Consider the following 15,014-nt stretch of genomic DNA (forward strand, 5'->3'; position numbering starts at 1 on the left):
CGGGTTGGATACATCTTAGCACGCTGTCCAATTTTGCCGGACCACTTCAGGTGTCAGGGTTTGGCGATCTCGCAGGCGAGGGCACAGAATCCTTCTAGTGAAATCTGCTCGGCGCGGTCGGTGGGTTTGATACCAGCGGCGATCAGGCGGTCCTCGATATCGGGCGCGGTGCCTTTGAGTGCTGAGCGCAGCATCTTGCGGCGCTGGTTAAAGGCAGCAGCCACAGTGCGCGACAGGATTGCGGCATCAGCGGGGAAGCGTGGTTCAGGCAGTGCAGTCAGGTGGACCACGGCGCTTGAGACTTTGGGTGGCGGGGTGAAGGCCTCTGGCGGCAGGTGTAGCACGATCTTTGCCTCGGAACGCCACTGGGCCAACAAGGCCAAACGCCCGTAGGCCTTGGAGCCGGGGGTGGCCACGATCCGCTCTGCTACTTCGCGCTGGAACATCAGAGTGAGGCTTTGCCAGAACGGCGGCCATTCCGGCGGTGTAAGCCAGCGCACCAAAAGCTCGGTGCCGATGTTATAGGGTAGGTTGGCCGCCACGCGGATAGGGGGCGTTAGGTAGGTCAGCGGATTGACCTCTAGCGCGTCGCCTTCGATGATTTGCAAGCGCCCGTCATAGGCGGCGGCAATTTCGTTCAGGGCAGGGATGCAACGGCTGTCTTTTTCGATGGCCAGCACACGGCGCGCACCTTCGGACAGCAGCCCACGGGTCAACCCGCCGGGGCCAGGGCCGATCTCAAGCACGTCACATTGGGTCAGATCACCCGCCTGACGGGCGATCTTTGCGGTGAGGTTCAGATCCAGCAGAAAGTTCTGGCCTAGCGATTTACGGGCCTGAAGCCCGTGATCGGTGATGACCTGCCGCAGCGGGGGAAGTTGATCAATCGCGCTCATGCTGTCGCCATACGGTGCGCCATGCGGATCGCCTCTATCATGCTTGAAGGGTTGGCGATGCCTTTGCCTGCGATGTCAAAGGCGGTGCCATGGTCGGGGGACGTGCGGATAAACGGTAAGCCCAGCGTTACGTTTACGCCGCGATCAAAATCGAGCGTCTTGATCGGGATCAGCGCCTGATCGTGGTACATGGCAATCGCCGCGTCGTAACGTTCACGTGCGGCTGCATGGAACATCGTGTCCGCAGGCAGCGGCCCTTGCAGCGTGTAGCCTTCGGTGTTCATTTGCGCGATTAGCGGCGCAATCCAGTCGAGTTCTTCGCGACCCATGGCCCCACCTTCGCCAGCGTGGGGGTTGAGACCGCTGAGTGCGATGCGCGGCTCAGTGATGCCAAACTGGCGGATAAGACCGTCATGCGTGATCTCGATTGTGCGGCGCAGCAGGGCAGGCGTGAGCGCCTTTGGTACGTCCGCAAGCGCGATATGGATCGTGGCCGGGACAACGCGCAACTGTTCAGAAGCAAGCATCATCACCACATCACAGCCACCCGCCAAAGCCGCGAGGTATTCTGTGTGACCGGGATAAGCGAAATCCGCGCCATCCTTGAGGGCTTTTTTGTGGATCGGCGCGGTGCAGACTGCGCTGGCCTCGCCCGATTGAACCAGATCAACGGCACGGGCAATCACGTCGATCACGCCAATCGCGTTTGTGGGATCAGGGATGCCTGCTGTGCTGGGCGCGGCAAAGGCATGAGGGAGCACGGGCAAGGCGTGTGCGCTGACTTGTGCGGCTTCTGACGGCGTGCTGATGATCTCATGTGGAGTGCCATCGGGCAGGTGGCGGGGATCGCCCAGCCACATCATTGGAATCTGCGCGGCAAGGGTTGCCCATGCCCGCGCTGCAATTTCGGGTCCGATGCCTGCAGGTTCGCCACAGGTCAGTACAACAGGTTTCATTTCACGCTGATGCGGGCTTCGGAGCGCAGTTCTGCCAGCAGGCTGTCGGCAAAGCTGGACAGGCGGCGCTGGCGGATCGAGGCGCCCACGTCTTCGCGGCTGACTTCGGCATTCTGCTCGGCAGTGCGTCCGCACAGCATCAAGAATACCAGTGCCTGGCCGTCAGACCGTGTCAGCGTGGTGGACACTTCACCTGGGTCAAGCTTGCTCAGCTCGATGGCGAAATCCTTTGGCACTTCGGCGGGGACGCGGGTTTCGCGCTCCAGCACGCTTTCTGGCTGGCCCTTGGCAAAAGCATAGAGATCATCACAAACATCTACCTGCGCCTTGAGGTTTGTGGCCTGCTGCAATGTCTGCTCTGAGCGGCCGCCGACCATGTAGTAGGCGGCGTATTCGATGGCGGAATAATTTTTGACCGGCGCGCTGGTTTCTTCGATATCACGCAGCTGGAACAAGGCCACAGCGTTCGGAATATTCAGCGGTTGGGTCACTTCACCCGGTGCCAGCGCCAGAATAAGTGGCTGCAAAACGGGCGGCAGGTTGCTGAGGTCCTGCCACGGCAAGCGGCCACCAGCCCCACGGCTGGCTGTGGCGGAATACTGGCGTGCGTAATTCGAAAACTCGGTGGCGGAGTTGGTTTGTGCAATTTCTTCTGCGATGGTCGCGACGCGGGCAGCCTGTGGTGGTGGCGCTGGGATGATGATCTCTGATACCAGCACGCGGATGTTGGACCCGCCCGACCGTTGAGACGCAAGCGCGCGGTCGATCTCGGCTTCCGAAACGCTGACCCGAGAACCATATCGCGCGCGGATCAGATCACGCCATGCGACACCACTCAGGACAAAGTCGCGGTAGGTCTCGGGCTCGACCCCTGCGCGACCAAGGGCTGTGGTGAACTCGGCACGGCTCAGATTGGCGCGGCTGGCGAATTCCTCAAGCGCTTCGTTCATGCCTTCATCGGTAAGCGTTAGGCCCGCTTCGCGAATGGCTTCGCCGCGCAGACGCTCATCAATGAGGCTTTGTATTGCGGCCTTGCGGGTTGCGCCGCGGGCGTTGAGGATTTGCAAGAACTGCACGCGTTGCTGCACTTCGAATTCCGTTACCACGCTGTCATTGACAGTGGCCACCGAGGCAAACATATTTTGCGCTGCAACAGGGGCTGCAAGGGCTGCAATCAGGCCAAAAGCGGCAAGGGCGGGCTTTAGTTTGAACATGAGCGGACGTATCTTTCTGTTCCGGTATTGGCGGAAAAACCCCGCAGACCGATATTAAATCCAAAATCGGTTGAGGGTTCAACGCTTGTTGAGGAGTTATAGCTGCGTTCGATCTGAAGTTCGAGGGTCACACACTCGTTTTCGTAGCGCAAGCCAAGTCCCGCCGTGGCGGCACGGTCAGAGGCGACATCATAGCGCCAGTTGGCCGAAGCGGTCCAGAACGGGCTGATCTTATAGCTGCCGTCTACCGTGAACTCGGAGACCTCGGTGTCGCGGTTTTCGTCAGCGTCTTCTTGCAACCAGACGTATGAGCCGCCGACGGTGCCACGCTTGAAAGCGTAGTCGCCGCGCAGCTCTGCCTTTGACAGGGAGAGATTGTTCTCGAACAGGCTCCGGCTGGTCAGATAGATGCCTGTGCCAGAGCTGATCTGACCGGCAAGAAGGATATCAGAGGACAACCCGTTGAGGCCGGAAGTCGTGGAAAACGAGGTGTCGTTGTCTTCGCGGAACACCTGTCCCACGCTCAACTGTGCGTCCCAGCCTTCGGGATTGAAGCGTGACCAACCAAGGCCGATCGCCGCCATAGCGCCACGCTCGCGCCGGTCGGCACGAGGAAAGCGGGACATGCTCAAAAGGTTGCCCTGATCGAACTCCACCAGCGTGCTCTCTTCATTCGGGACATCCAGACGGCTGCCTCCGGTCCAGCTGAGCTGCACGACAGGCTCCAGAACGTGGCTGATACCGGCCGCATTGGTTTTCGCCAGCGGATAGCGCAGCGTGATTGCGGCATCGGGCGTCAGCTCGCTCTGGTCGGTGAGGGTGGTGTCGTCCTGCATGATGTTGAAGGCGTTGATCGCAGCGCCCAAACGGGTATCTGCGCGCAAACCACCGGGCAGTGTAAAGCTGCGCAGCCAGTCTACCTTGACGTTAAGGCGGGCCACATCGCGGCCATCCACGATGTCATCATCATCGACGCTGTCCACGGCCAGATCGGAAATCCGGTAATGGCTATGCGCAACCACCTTCGCGCGGACTTCACCGCCAAGGGCGTTGGGAAAGAAGCGGCGTTCATATTCGCCGTCCAGCACAAGGGTAGGCACGGTGTCGTTGTCTTCATCATCGCGCAGGGATTTGAAATTGTAAAAGCTACCGCGGATGTATTCATCGCGGCGCGCACGGCTGACTGTCAGTTCGGATTTGAGCCGGTCCGCGTCTGAGTAGCCGTATGCATCTAGATATCCGTCATCGCTGACTGTCTCGATCGCGAAGTTAAGCACAAAGTCTTTGGGCAGCGCAAACAGGCCGCGCCCGAAAAGGTAGCCGCGGGTTTCCCCCGGTTGCAGATCATCGCGGGTCACTGCGGCGTCGAACTGAACGCGTCCGTTGCGGTAGGCCTGACGGTAGCGCAGCTCAAGCGTGCTGGTGGAGCTTGACAGATACGGCGTCAGTGTCAGGTCGCGCTTTTCACTCAGCTTGATGAAGTAGGGGATCTTCAACCCTACGCCCAAGGCAGACGTCGAGCGGATGGAGGGCAGCAGAAAACCGGTGGCGCGCTTTACCTTGGGGCCAGGCAGGCGCAAGCGGGGCAGCCAGAAGACGGGCATGTTGCCGATGCGAAACTGTGCCTCGTCAAAGTAAAGCTGCTGTTCGACTTCGTCATGAATGACCCGCTTGGCCCGGATTTGCCAAAGGGGCGGGCGTCCGTCATCGCAGACACGGCAAGACGTCACAGCGGTCTTGTACAGCTGGTTATAGCGGCCATCCACACGGTCGATCTGCACGGCGGCCAGCTGCAATTGCTGGTTCAGCACCAATCGGGCGCCTTTGAGGATGCCGTTGCGCAGCCCCGCGTCCAGTTCGGCCGCGTTGGCCATAATGATGGTGCCGTCTTCTTCGGTCAGTGTGATCGGACCCTCGATGCTGAGCGCACCAGTGCCCTGATTATAGCGAATTTCGTGCGCGCGCAGGCGGATACCGTTTTGGAATGCTTCGACATTGCCTTGGGCCACCAGCTCGCGTTCGCGGGTGATATAGAGCTGGTCAGCAACCAGCAGGGCCGCATCCTGAGCGATGGCGCGCAGCGGCAGCAGTACCGCAGTGAGGAGGATCAGCAGACGCAGCACTTAACCATCCTCGCGGTGGAGCAGCAGGCCCATGGCCAGCATGATCGCGGCAACGGGCGGTGCCCAAGCCGCCAAAAGAACGGGTATCTGCCCATTTTCGCCTAGGATTTGTGCAAAACTGCGGATGAAATACAAACCGAACCCCAACAAAACTGCAGAGAGGACAGCAATGCCAGTCCCTCCCGATCTGGTATGGCGCATGGTGAACGCGCTCGCAACCAGAACCATCGCGATCAGGAACAGCGGACGTGCCAGTTCTGACTGGAGCCAGACCTTGTGGCGGCGGGGGGAAAAGCCGGAATACTCCAGCTGGCGGATAAAGGCTGGCAGGTCATAGATCGAGATTGCTCCGGCCTTGCCAAAGCTGTCGCGGATACTGTCGAGGGTCAGTGTCGAAGGCAGGTCAAGTGTTTCGAAGGTCTCTGCGTTGCCTTCGGCATTTACGCCAGTCTCCAACGGCCATGATTTGGCATTACGCAGCTCCCAGCCATCAGGCCCCAGCGCTGCACTTTGCGCCTCGATCCGGCGGATCGGGCCGCCTTCGGGCGCGTAAGAGACAAAGGTAACGTCATACAGCACTGAGCCGTCATTGTTGGAACGCCATGCCCTGATCACGGTCTGTCCCTGATCAGACCCCTGACGCAGCCACAATCCTTCGTCCGAGATCGATAGCGCCGAAGCGCTACCATTGCGGTACCTGTCCGAAAGAAGCTCGTACTGCTTTGAGGTGGCGGCCACGATCGGGTTGAACAAGCCGACCACCATCAGCCCGATCAGAAAGGCCACCACCAGAGGAGACTTCAAAGTACTCAGCGCAGAGCGCCCGGATGCGCGGGTGACCACCATCTCGGATGAGCGGGCCATGCTCAAAAAAAGGACAACCGTGGCAAGCACCATGTTGAGCGGCAGGATCAGGTTGATCTTTTGCGGCGTGTCCAGAAGCGTCAGCGTGACCAGATCGCCAAAGCTGACGTTCTCAGCGAAGCTGCGTCGGGATTCCTCCAGCAGGCCGATTAGCGCCACCAGAATGAACAGGATCAATGTAATGAACAGAAAACTCATTGCGAAGCGGCGTGCGAAGTACAGATGCAGGATCATGTGGCCGCCTTTCGCCGGATCAACCGGCTGCGCCATGCGGGGTTTGCGGCATGCCATAGCATCGCAACAATGATAAGAGCGCCGACAAACGTCGGCAGGTAAACCAGCGGCCAAAGCGCTGCGTTGCCGCTGACTTGCGACGACAGGGTGCCGCGTGCGCCGTCCAACAAGATGAGCAAGCCGAAAGATAGAACAATCTCGCGCCAGACGCCAAAGCGCGAAAAGCCGCCAATCAGTAGCGTGCTGAAGCCGATAAGTGCCGCAATGATGCAAAAAAACGGACCTGCAATGCGAGAATGAAGCTCTTCTGTCAGCTCTCCGGCGCTGCGGTCTGGCTGCGCCAAGATACTGTCCCAGTTTGCAAGCAGGGCAGGCGTGGTGTTGTTCCTGATGTTTGCAGTCTCGGCTTTTTCGGTGCGTACAAGCGAGGAGATGTCAAAAGAGAAGTCTGCGAACTTTGCTGTCGCCAGCCGCTGCCCTTCTTGCTCCAACCGTTGGGCCAGACCATCCACCATGATCAGGGTGGTCGCGTTGCCGCTGCGCAGCAAATAGGCCTCGGCGGCGGTGTAGATAAACCCTTGATCGGGATTGCGGCGATCAGAGACAAAAACGTCACGCAAAACGCCATCGGCATCAATGATACGAGTATAGAAAGTCACATGTCGTGTGGGGTGCAGAAACGTACCCTCTGTCAGCAGCCGGGCGGTAACGTTCTGGGCGATCTCCTGCTCGCGTTCTTTTAGCTGCGCCTGTGCCATAGGGACCAGAAAGTTGCTGAGCACCGTCAAGGATAAGGCAACGCACAGCCCAAAGACCAGAACTGGACGCGCCAGTCGCCACGGGCCGCTGCCGGTTGCCTGAAGCACGGACAGCTCGCTGTCGGTGGACATGCGGTTGGTCACATAGACAGCGGCAGCAAAGGTGGCGATAGGCAAGACGGTGGCGATCAGGCCAGGCAGACCGAGGGCGGTAAACTCAAGAAAAACAAGTGAGTTCTGTCCGTCTCCGATGAGGCGGTCAAACAGTACCACAGCGCGGTTGATCCAGAAAATCGCAACCAGAACCAGCGCGAAAAATCCAAACAGAACCAGCAGCTGTGACAGCATATAGCGGTCGAACTTGGCCACCCGATTCCCTCCTGTGTCATGCTCTGACATCGATTTCGCTGATCTTAGCCCAAACCGGTGAGGCATAAAACTCATATCTGGTCTTGCGCTGCCTGGCGCGCTAGGTCTGGGCAAAGCAGAAATTCAAAGGGACATCGCATGACCAACCTCACCGCCATCACCTATGCCGAAACCGACCTTGATGCCATCGCAGCACATGAGGGGCGCGTCGCCATTTTTGTAGACGCAGAAGGCAAGATGGATTTGGCTGCGCGTCGCGTGAACCGCCTGACCAAAGGTGCCGTTGCGCGGCTTATCGAGAGCACGCGCTGGGAAAAGATGAAAGAGGGCGAGGCCGTGAGCCTTGGCTATCCTGCTGGCATGCAGGCAGACGCGGTGGACGTGGTCCGACTTGAGCGTAACGCAAAGGGGGAGGCCGCGCGCAAAGCAGGGGCGACACTCGCGAAAGCACGCGGTGGCAAGGCTGATACGTTGATGCTGTGTGCCTCGCTACGCCGCGCCGAAGAGGTCGTGTTCGGTTTTGCCATGCGCGACTATGTGTTTGAGGATCACAAATCGGCCGAGAGCACTCGCAGTGGCGCGCTCAAGGTCATGCACAGCAAACCGACCGAACTCGAAGCGGCTGCCGCGCCTTTGATGGCCGTGGCTGACGGCGCGCATCTGACTCGCGACTTGACGAACGAGCCTGCTAATGTGTTGACCACCACTAACTATGCCGAGCGGCTCAAAGCGATGGAAAACCTTGGATTGAAGGTTGAAGTTTTGGATGAGAAGGCGCTGGTAAAGCTTGGCATGAGAACGCTTTTGTCCGTTGGTCAGGGGTCTGACAGCCCATCCTATGTCGTTGCGATGCATTGGGATGGCGGCGAAAAAGGCGATGCGCCATTGGCGCTGGTCGGTAAGGGCGTTGTTTTCGACACTGGCGGGATTTCCCTTAAACCCGGCGCCGGTATGGAAGACATGACCATGGACATGGGCGGCTCTGCCGTGGTGGCCGGTGTGATGCGCACGCTGGCACTGCGGGGGGCAAAGGCGAATGTTGTCGGCCTTGTCGGCATCGTGGAGAACATGCCCTCGGGCAAGGCCACGCGCCCCGGCGACGTGATTAAGACCATGAAGGGCGACACGGTTGAGAACATCAACACGGACGCCGAAGGCCGTTTGGTGCTGTGTGACGTGATGTGGTACGCGCAGGAGAAGTATAAGCCCGCCGCAATGATTGATCTGGCAACGCTGACAGGTGCGATCATCATTGGTCTTGGTCATGAGAACGCGGGCGTGTTCTCTAACAACACCTCGTTTTGCAACGATTTCCTCAAGGCGGCAGAGGCCGAAGGCGAGGGTGCATGGCGGATGCCACTGGGGCAGGCCTATGACGATCTGCTGAAAAGCCGGATCGCTGATATGAAGAACGTGGGCGGACGCGCGGCAGGTAGCATCACAGCGGCGCAGTTCTTGCAGCGGTTCGTGAAAGAAGATTGCCCGTGGATCCACCTTGATATAGCGGGTGTTGCTTCGGTCAAGTCAGAGACAGCACTTGCGCCCGTTGGCGCGACAGGTTGGGGTGTGGCTTCTCTTAATCGTTTTATTGCAGATAATTACGAGGCGAAGTGAACCTAATGAGCGTGGCGATGTTCTATCAGCTTCGGGAAAAGACACTGGTGGACACGCTGCGCATGCTGGTGGACAAATCGCTGTCTGCGGGCTGGCGTGTTGCGGTGCGCGGCACCCATCAGGGAGGGTTGGAGGCGCTGGACGCCGCGCTCTGGCTCGGGCCCGAGGACGGTTTTTTGCCCCACGGTCTGGAGGGCGGTGTACATGATGCGTTGCAGCCAGTGCTTCTGGGCACTGGCGCCGCGCCGGCCAATGCTCCGCAATGTTTGATGGCGGTGCATGCCGCCGATGTCAGCGCGGAAGATGTCGCCGCGATGGAGCGGGTCTGCATCCTGTTTGATGGCTACGATGACATGCAACTGACCCACGCACGCGGCCAATGGAAGGCGCTTACCGGCGCGGGCGTCAAGGCGCAGTATTGGGCCGAAGAGGGCGGCCGCTGGCTCAAGAAGGCGGAAGCGTAGGACGTTCGCGCCTTAACGGTTTGGTAGCTTTCCTCTGCAAAACATGGCTCAGAAGTATTTCGGGGGCGTGTATGAATCTCTACCACTGTTCAATTGATCTTCGCGACGACTCAAAGGCACTGGCCTTTGCGGCGGCGGTTGAGGTCTGGATGGATCATCTCAAATCTGGCGGTGTGATTTTGTCGTGGCGCTTGTGCCGTCGTAAGCTGGGCTTTGGCGCGCCACGTGCACGGGACTTTCTGTTGGAGGTCGAGGTGGAAAACCTCACACAACTGGATCAAGCCTTCCGCTTTACTGCAAATGGCGGCGAACAGGTAGAGCGGCTTCATACCACCGTGCACCAGATGGTAGGGGAAGTTGATGTCGCGCTTTACCGTCCGTTCCCCGATGCGGAGCGGGCAGAGCGGATGGCGCTGGTCTAGTTATTTGCCGTCAGCAATTGCCAGACCAAGCCAAACTGTGTGTCGGCGCTCATCTGACTTTTGGAACCGGACAACGGATCCCTTGGCTAGCGATACGCATTGCGGAAGCATTTGTACTGATTTCTCAACCTTTGCGTCTGACACTAGGATCTGATTGGAAATGATAAAGCTGTGGCTAGCAGATGATGTTTCCACATCCAGTGCCAGTTGGCCCTCGTTGATACTTTTGCATCTAGAGGTCCGGCATTCATCATAGGCGCTGCGCAGGCAGACGTTCGCATCTTCGGCGAAGGAAAGGCTGGTCGCGCTGATGTCGTTGTCAGCCTGAAAAACGATGGCCATAGCCATGACCGGACCAAACAACCACTCTAGAATTTTGTGTATTCCTTATACCCCAATGACTGGATTTAGCGCGTCAACCGAAGCTCACCGCCGGAAATCTCGATCCGGCCCCATTTTTCAAGATACCCCATCCCGAGTAGCGATCCGTCCATCTCGCCGCCGTTGACCGAAGCGTAGACATCCGTATCGGTGATATCGCCCAGACGCACCGTATTAAGGCGCACGGGCGCGGTGCGGACCTGTCCATTTGCGGTATTGGCCGTGCCAATGAAATTGTGCGTGTCTACATCCAGACCCGCGCGGTGGGCATCCTCGCGGGTCAGCACCATATCTGTAGCGCCGGTATCCACGACAAAGCGGATGTTTTCGCCGTTGATCGCAAGGGTGAGGTAGTAATGCCCGTCCAGTTGACGCGGGACCGATATCTGGCCGTTGCCCATCTGGAGCATCTGGTTGTTCATCGTCTGACGCTGCACGTCGTTCCATAGCCCATAGGCCGCGATCACACCCAAAAACAGAAATCCCCAGATCATCCCTTGTTGCAGCATCTTTGCCATGCCGCCACGGTTTTGCACGATGAACCAGCCACCCACGGCACAGGCAAGCAGGGCAAGATAGATGAGGCTTGCGGTATCATCAGAGGTCATCAAAAGCTCCTATCGCTTGCGTTCAATATAGGTGCAGGGCGCGATTATCCAAGCGCTGCGACAAATCCGTACTCGGCCAGACCATCCAGGACAAACTGCACCGAGAGTGCGGCCAGCAGCATACCAAGGATACGGGTGATGACGTTGATCACCACTTTACCCATGGCTTTCTCAAGCCTGCTTGACAGGCGCAGCATGACATACATGATCAGTAGGATCACTGCGGTGATGCCAAGGATCGCCACCAGACCTTCGCCGCCGGGCTTTTCACCCACCAGGAGGATCACAGAGGCGATAGCACCCGGTCCTGCCACCAGCGGGATGGCGATGGGAAAGACGGATGGATCGTGATGTTCAGTCTCGTCAGTTTCCGAGCTGTCTTCGCGGCGCTTTGTGCGCCGCTCAAACAGCATGTCCATGGCAGTGAGAAACAGCAGAATGCCACCCGCCACGCGGAAGGCGGCCATGGAAATTCCGACGAAATCCAACACGGCCTTGCCGAAGAAAGCAAACAGCGCCAGCACCAACCCCGCCACCAGCACCGCCCGAAGCGCGATGTTGGAGCGTTGCTTGGGTGTCATGTTCGGAGTCAGCGCGAGAAAAATAGGCGCAATAGCAACAGGGTCGATTACCACCAACAAGGTCACAAAAGCTGTGATCATATAGGCGGTATCGATCATCATGCTTCGGCTTTCTCCAACTTCTCGAGGGCGGCCATCCAAATGCCTTCAGCACGTTCCAGCGCTTGCATCACTTCGGCGTACTTCTTGTTCCAGACCTCAAGCTCGCCGACTTTGTCTTTTTCGTAAAGCGCCGGATCGGCAAGTTTCTTGGCCAGCTTATCGCGCATCTCGTTGATCTTGGCGACGCGCGCCTCGGACGTGCGGACTTCGCCCCGCAGCGCCAATACGTCTTCGCGGCTGGCGCGCTTGGGCTTGGGCGCTTCTTTCGGCTTGGCATTTCTGCTGACCGGCTTCTCTACGGTCAGAAGCATCTTGCGGTAGGCTTCCAGATCGTCTTCGTAAGGCTTCACCGTGCCGTCCGAGACAAGCCAGAGCCGGTCTGCCACCATCGACAGCAAGTGCATGTCGTGGCTGACCAGAATGACCGCGCCAGAATAGCGCGTAAGCGCCTCAACCAGTGCTTCGCGGCTTTCGATGTCAAGGTGGTTGGTCGGCTCATCGAGGATTAGCAGGTGCGGGGCATCCAGCGTGGCCAGCAGAAGGGACAGACGCGCTTTTTGCCCGCCCGACAGGCGGCCGACAGCGGTATCCGCTTGATCAGGACCAAGGCCAAAGCCCGCCAGCTGCGCGCGCAGTTTGGACTGCATCACACCGGGACGCGCTGCGATCATGTGTTGTAGTGGCGTTTCGTCGATGATCAGCTCATCCACCTGATGCTGCGCAAAAAAGCCGATGCGCAGCTTGTTGGAGTTGACCTGTTTGCCTTCAAACAAAACTAGACGGTTCGACAGCAGTTTCGACAGCGTCGATTTACCCTGACCGTTTTTACCCAGCAGGGCGATGCGGTCGTCCTGGTCAATACGCAGGTTCAGGCGCGACAGCACGGGCTGGCCTTCTGTATAACCGGTTGAGCCGCCTTCGATCGAGATGATTGGCGGGGACAGTTCATCAGGCTGCGGGAAGGTAAAGACCTTGCGCGCGGCTTCTTCCGGCGGCGTGATGGTGACCATCTTTTCGATGGCTTTCATCCGCGACTGTGCCTGTTTCGCTTTGGAGGCTTTAGCTTTGAAGCGGTCCACAAATGCCTGCATGTGCGCTTTGTGGGCCTGCTGTTTCTTGGCCTGTGCGGTTAACTGCGCACGTTTCTCGGCACGCATTTTTGCGAATTGGTCGTAGTTGCCCTGATAATAGGTAAGTTTTTTATCCTCAAGGTGCAGGATGCCGCCCACGGCACGGTTCAGCAGGCCACGGTCGTGGCTGATGATGATGACCGTGTGCGGGTATTTGGCGAGGTAGTTCTCAAGCCAAAGCGCGCCCTCAAGGTCGAGATAGTTGGTCGGCTCATCGAGCAGTAGCAGGTCAGGTTGTGCGAATAGGACACCGGCAAGGGCCACACGCATCCGCCAGCCACCTGAAAAGGCAGAGCAGGGCTGCTGCTGGTCTTCGTCGTCGAAACCCAGACCCTTAAGGATGCTCGCGGCACGGCCTTCGGCGGACCATGCATCAATATCGGCCAAACGGGCCTGAATATCGGCGATGCGGCCGGGGTCTTTTGCGCTTTCAGCCTCAATCATCAGGCTTGCGCGTTCGACATCGGCGGCCAGCACCGTGTCGATGAGCGAGACATCAGAGGAGGGCACCTCCTGTGCCACGCCGCCGATCTTGGCACGGCTGGGTAGGCTGATCTCGCCTGCGTCGAGGCCAAGCTCTCCGCGGATGATGCGGAACAGCGTTGTCTTGCCCGCACCATTGCGGCCCACGAGGCCCACTTTATGGCCCTCCGGGATGACGGCGCTGGCCTCTTCAAAGAGGGGGCGACCTTCGACGGAATAATTGATCTCTGATATACGTAACATGCGCGCGGTGTGACCGATGTAGGGCGCGGCGTCAATCGCCGCTTTTCATGTGGCAGGGGCCATGCTAGGGAGCGCGCAATTCAACACCCTATAGGAGACGACCCATGGCTCTTGAGCGCACATTTTCGATCATCAAACCAGACGCAACACGCCGCAACCTGACAGGCGCGATTGCAAAGAAATTCGAAGACGCAGGCCTGCGCATTGTCGCATCCAAGCGTATTCACCTGACAAAAGCCCAAGCGGGCGAGTTCTACAAAGTGCACGCAGAGCGTCCTTTCTATGACGAACTGTGCGAATTCATGGCCTCCGCGCCAATCGTTTGCCAGGTTCTGGAAGGCGAAAACGCCATCGCGAAAAACCGCGAAGTCATGGGCGCTACAAACCCTGCAGACGCAGAAGCCGGCACAATCCGTGCGGAATTTGCAGAATCTGTTGGCGAAAACTCTGTTCATGGTTCCGACGCGCCAGAAACAGCCGAAATCGAAATCGCGTATTTCTTCTCCGGTCTGGAGCTGGTGGGCTAAGCCCAACCGCTTTTTGACATTAATCGGGGTCGCCTTCGGGCTGACGCATTCTCACTTATAGGACATTGACAGTGAGGGTTGCTGAAATAATTTTCGGCAACCTTTTGTTTTTGCACTATAATAATGGCCTGTTTTCGTGCGATTAGGACAAGATCTCTGGGTGGTGAAAGCCGCGCATGAGCCTTTTTTAGATTTCTTGCGGATTGGGCCTTCGTAAATGCGTCAACAAGCCAATATGGTTTCTGCGTCGTGAGCGCTCTTGTCAAAACTTCGGAAAGGAAGCTGTTGGGCAAGAGTATTCAAAATACTGTTCTCTGATTGCGGCCTTGTCAAGCGGGGTTGCGATATGTCCGTCCGGGGTCATGGTTCTCTCCGAGGTCGCGTGATGCGCCTCACGATGGTTTTCGGTGGTGGATCGTCTCCAATGTCGTTAGCGGGTTGCGCGGCAAGAGCCGCGTCCCAACTGTTTTTACGAGATCGATCAACCTCCGTCCCTTCGGGACTTCGCTTCCCGCCCGTCCGGCGAGAATACAGTTCAGGCAGTGGCCTCCTGTGTCCATTGATAATCGGTTTCGGTTTTCCAAAGCGTCAGCATGAGCACGGCGATTTTGTGGGCGGTGGCGACTGCCGCTTTGCGGAACCCGCGTCGCCCGGCCAACCGAACGGCCCAAGATTTGAGCGCAGAGAAACGTTTTACTTGTGAGATGACGCAGGACGCCGCCTCGAACAGAAGTCCGCGCATGGCGGCATCGCCACATTTTGATACGCGGCCAGACCAATCCATTTCGCCGGATTGGTGTCGCTTCGGTGTTAAACCGAGGAAAGCGCCCACGTCAGAGGTCTTACTGAACCTGGTCGGATCGTCGACCAAGGCGACGAAGCTGAGTGATACGATTGGGCCAACGCCGGGGATTGTCATTAAACGTCGCGTGATCGGATGGCTTTTGGCCTTCGCCTTCAATGCCCGTTCCAGATCGGCAGCTGCTTGGCAAAGTGTCAACGCCGGACTAAAACTGCACCAATCGCCGGAGAGAAAGTGCGCCAC

General features: G+C 58.3%; 15 protein-coding genes. 4 read left to right on the forward strand and 11 right to left on the reverse strand.

Translation table 11 applies throughout. The features are described 5' to 3' along the window. Window positions 1–53: 53 nt before the first annotated feature. The 6 genes from rsmA to lptF are packed head-to-tail and all read right to left on the reverse strand — an operon-like array spanning window position 54 to window position 7,414. Window positions 54–896 carry a 16S rRNA (adenine(1518)-N(6)/adenine(1519)-N(6))-dimethyltransferase RsmA gene (gene rsmA, locus V7730_RS19070; protein WP_335749170.1) on the reverse strand — a complete coding sequence of 281 codons (843 nt, stop codon included), beginning with the start codon at window positions 894–896 and terminating at the stop codon, window positions 54–56. Next, window positions 893–1,852, reverse strand: coding sequence for a 4-hydroxythreonine-4-phosphate dehydrogenase PdxA (pdxA, locus tag V7730_RS19075; protein WP_335749171.1), 960 nt, complete (start codon window positions 1,850–1,852; stop codon window positions 893–895). The genes rsmA and pdxA overlap by 4 nt, the downstream gene beginning before the upstream one ends. Next, window positions 1,849–3,066: a peptidylprolyl isomerase gene (locus tag V7730_RS19080; protein ID WP_335749172.1), complete on the reverse strand. Its 1,218-nt coding sequence runs from the start codon at window positions 3,064–3,066 to the stop codon at window positions 1,849–1,851. Before V7730_RS19080 ends, pdxA begins: the two co-directional genes overlap by 4 nt. Next, complete coding sequence (locus tag V7730_RS19085) at window positions 3,054–5,189, reverse strand: LPS-assembly protein LptD (RefSeq protein WP_335749173.1); 2,136 nt, start codon at window positions 5,187–5,189, stop codon at window positions 3,054–3,056. The genes V7730_RS19080 and V7730_RS19085 overlap by 13 nt, the downstream gene beginning before the upstream one ends. Beyond that, window positions 5,190–6,287: an LPS export ABC transporter permease LptG gene (lptG, locus tag V7730_RS19090; protein WP_335749174.1), complete on the reverse strand. Its 1,098-nt coding sequence runs from the start codon at window positions 6,285–6,287 to the stop codon at window positions 5,190–5,192. It lies immediately after the preceding gene. After that, window positions 6,284–7,414, reverse strand: a complete 1,131-nt coding sequence (gene lptF / locus V7730_RS19095) for an LPS export ABC transporter permease LptF (protein WP_335749175.1) — start codon at window positions 7,412–7,414, stop codon at window positions 6,284–6,286. Before lptF ends, lptG begins: the two co-directional genes overlap by 4 nt. Before the next feature lie 138 nt (window positions 7,415–7,552). Between lptF and V7730_RS19100 the strand changes: the two genes are divergently transcribed. The 3 genes from V7730_RS19100 (at window position 7,553) to V7730_RS19110 (ending at window position 9,914) form a co-directional block, all read left to right on the forward strand. After that, window positions 7,553–9,028 carry a leucyl aminopeptidase gene (locus V7730_RS19100; RefSeq protein ID WP_335749176.1) on the forward strand — a complete coding sequence of 492 codons (1,476 nt, stop codon included), beginning with the start codon at window positions 7,553–7,555 and terminating at the stop codon, window positions 9,026–9,028. A 5-nt stretch (window positions 9,029–9,033) separates the two neighbouring features. Then, window positions 9,034–9,492, forward strand: coding sequence for a DNA polymerase III subunit chi (locus tag V7730_RS19105; RefSeq protein WP_335749177.1), 459 nt, complete (start codon window positions 9,034–9,036; stop codon window positions 9,490–9,492). Between the two features lie 71 nt (window positions 9,493–9,563). After that, entirely contained in the window at window positions 9,564–9,914 is a 351-nt protein-coding gene (locus V7730_RS19110; RefSeq protein WP_335749178.1) for a DUF6614 family protein, read from the forward strand. Here V7730_RS19110 and V7730_RS19115 read toward each other — a convergent pair whose 3' ends face one another. The 4 genes from V7730_RS19115 to V7730_RS19130 form a co-directional block, all read right to left on the reverse strand. Next, entirely contained in the window at window positions 9,915–10,256 is a 342-nt protein-coding gene (locus V7730_RS19115) for a hypothetical protein (RefSeq protein ID WP_335749179.1), read from the reverse strand. A gap of 65 nt (window positions 10,257–10,321) precedes the next feature. Further along, entirely contained in the window at window positions 10,322–10,903 is a 582-nt protein-coding gene (locus V7730_RS19120) for a retropepsin-like aspartic protease family protein (protein ID WP_335749180.1), read from the reverse strand. Between the two features lie 44 nt (window positions 10,904–10,947). Continuing rightward, complete coding sequence (locus V7730_RS19125) at window positions 10,948–11,586, reverse strand: MarC family protein (RefSeq protein ID WP_335749181.1); 639 nt, start codon at window positions 11,584–11,586, stop codon at window positions 10,948–10,950. Continuing rightward, a complete protein-coding gene (locus V7730_RS19130; protein WP_335749182.1) occupies window positions 11,583–13,442 on the reverse strand; it encodes an ABC-F family ATP-binding cassette domain-containing protein in 1,860 nt (619 codons plus the stop codon). Before V7730_RS19130 ends, V7730_RS19125 begins: the two co-directional genes overlap by 4 nt. Window positions 13,443–13,546: 104 nt before the next feature. Between V7730_RS19130 and ndk the strand changes: the two genes are divergently transcribed. Further along, the gene (gene ndk / locus V7730_RS19135; protein WP_260000881.1) at window positions 13,547–13,969 is read left to right on the forward strand and encodes a nucleoside-diphosphate kinase; all 423 of its coding nucleotides are present in this window, start codon (window positions 13,547–13,549) and stop codon (window positions 13,967–13,969) included. Between the two features lie 535 nt (window positions 13,970–14,504). On the opposite strand, the gene V7730_RS19140 is transcribed toward ndk, so the two are convergent. Next, on the reverse strand, window positions 14,505–15,014 hold a 510-nt coding region (locus V7730_RS19140), incomplete at its 5' end, for a transposase (RefSeq protein ID WP_335749183.1).

This window comes from Sulfitobacter sp. (genome assembly GCF_036961165.1).
In the GTDB taxonomy this organism is placed as follows: Bacteria; Pseudomonadota; Alphaproteobacteria; order Rhodobacterales; family Rhodobacteraceae; genus Sulfitobacter.

Coding starts and splice junctions, on each gene's coding strand:
- V7730_RS19130 (WP_335749182.1), bottom strand. CDS start 13,442: ATGTTACGTATATCAGAGATCAATTATTCCGTCGAAGGTCGCCCCCTC.
- pdxA (WP_335749171.1), bottom strand. CDS start 1,852: ATGAAACCTGTTGTACTGACCTGTGGCGAACCTGCAGGCATCGGACCC.
- V7730_RS19100 (WP_335749176.1), top strand. CDS start 7,553: ATGACCAACCTCACCGCCATCACCTATGCCGAAACCGACCTTGATGCC.
- ndk (WP_260000881.1), top strand. CDS start 13,547: ATGGCTCTTGAGCGCACATTTTCGATCATCAAACCAGACGCAACACGC.
- rsmA (WP_335749170.1), bottom strand. CDS start 896: ATGAGCGCGATTGATCAACTTCCCCCGCTGCGGCAGGTCATCACCGAT.
- V7730_RS19125 (WP_335749181.1), bottom strand. CDS start 11,586: ATGATGATCGATACCGCCTATATGATCACAGCTTTTGTGACCTTGTTG.
- V7730_RS19120 (WP_335749180.1), bottom strand. CDS start 10,903: ATGACCTCTGATGATACCGCAAGCCTCATCTATCTTGCCCTGCTTGCC.
- lptG (WP_335749174.1), bottom strand. CDS start 6,287: ATGATCCTGCATCTGTACTTCGCACGCCGCTTCGCAATGAGTTTTCTG.
- V7730_RS19110 (WP_335749178.1), top strand. CDS start 9,564: ATGAATCTCTACCACTGTTCAATTGATCTTCGCGACGACTCAAAGGCA.
- V7730_RS19115 (WP_335749179.1), bottom strand. CDS start 10,256: ATGGCCATCGTTTTTCAGGCTGACAACGACATCAGCGCGACCAGCCTT.
- V7730_RS19080 (WP_335749172.1), bottom strand. CDS start 3,066: ATGTTCAAACTAAAGCCCGCCCTTGCCGCTTTTGGCCTGATTGCAGCC.
- V7730_RS19105 (WP_335749177.1), top strand. CDS start 9,034: ATGAGCGTGGCGATGTTCTATCAGCTTCGGGAAAAGACACTGGTGGAC.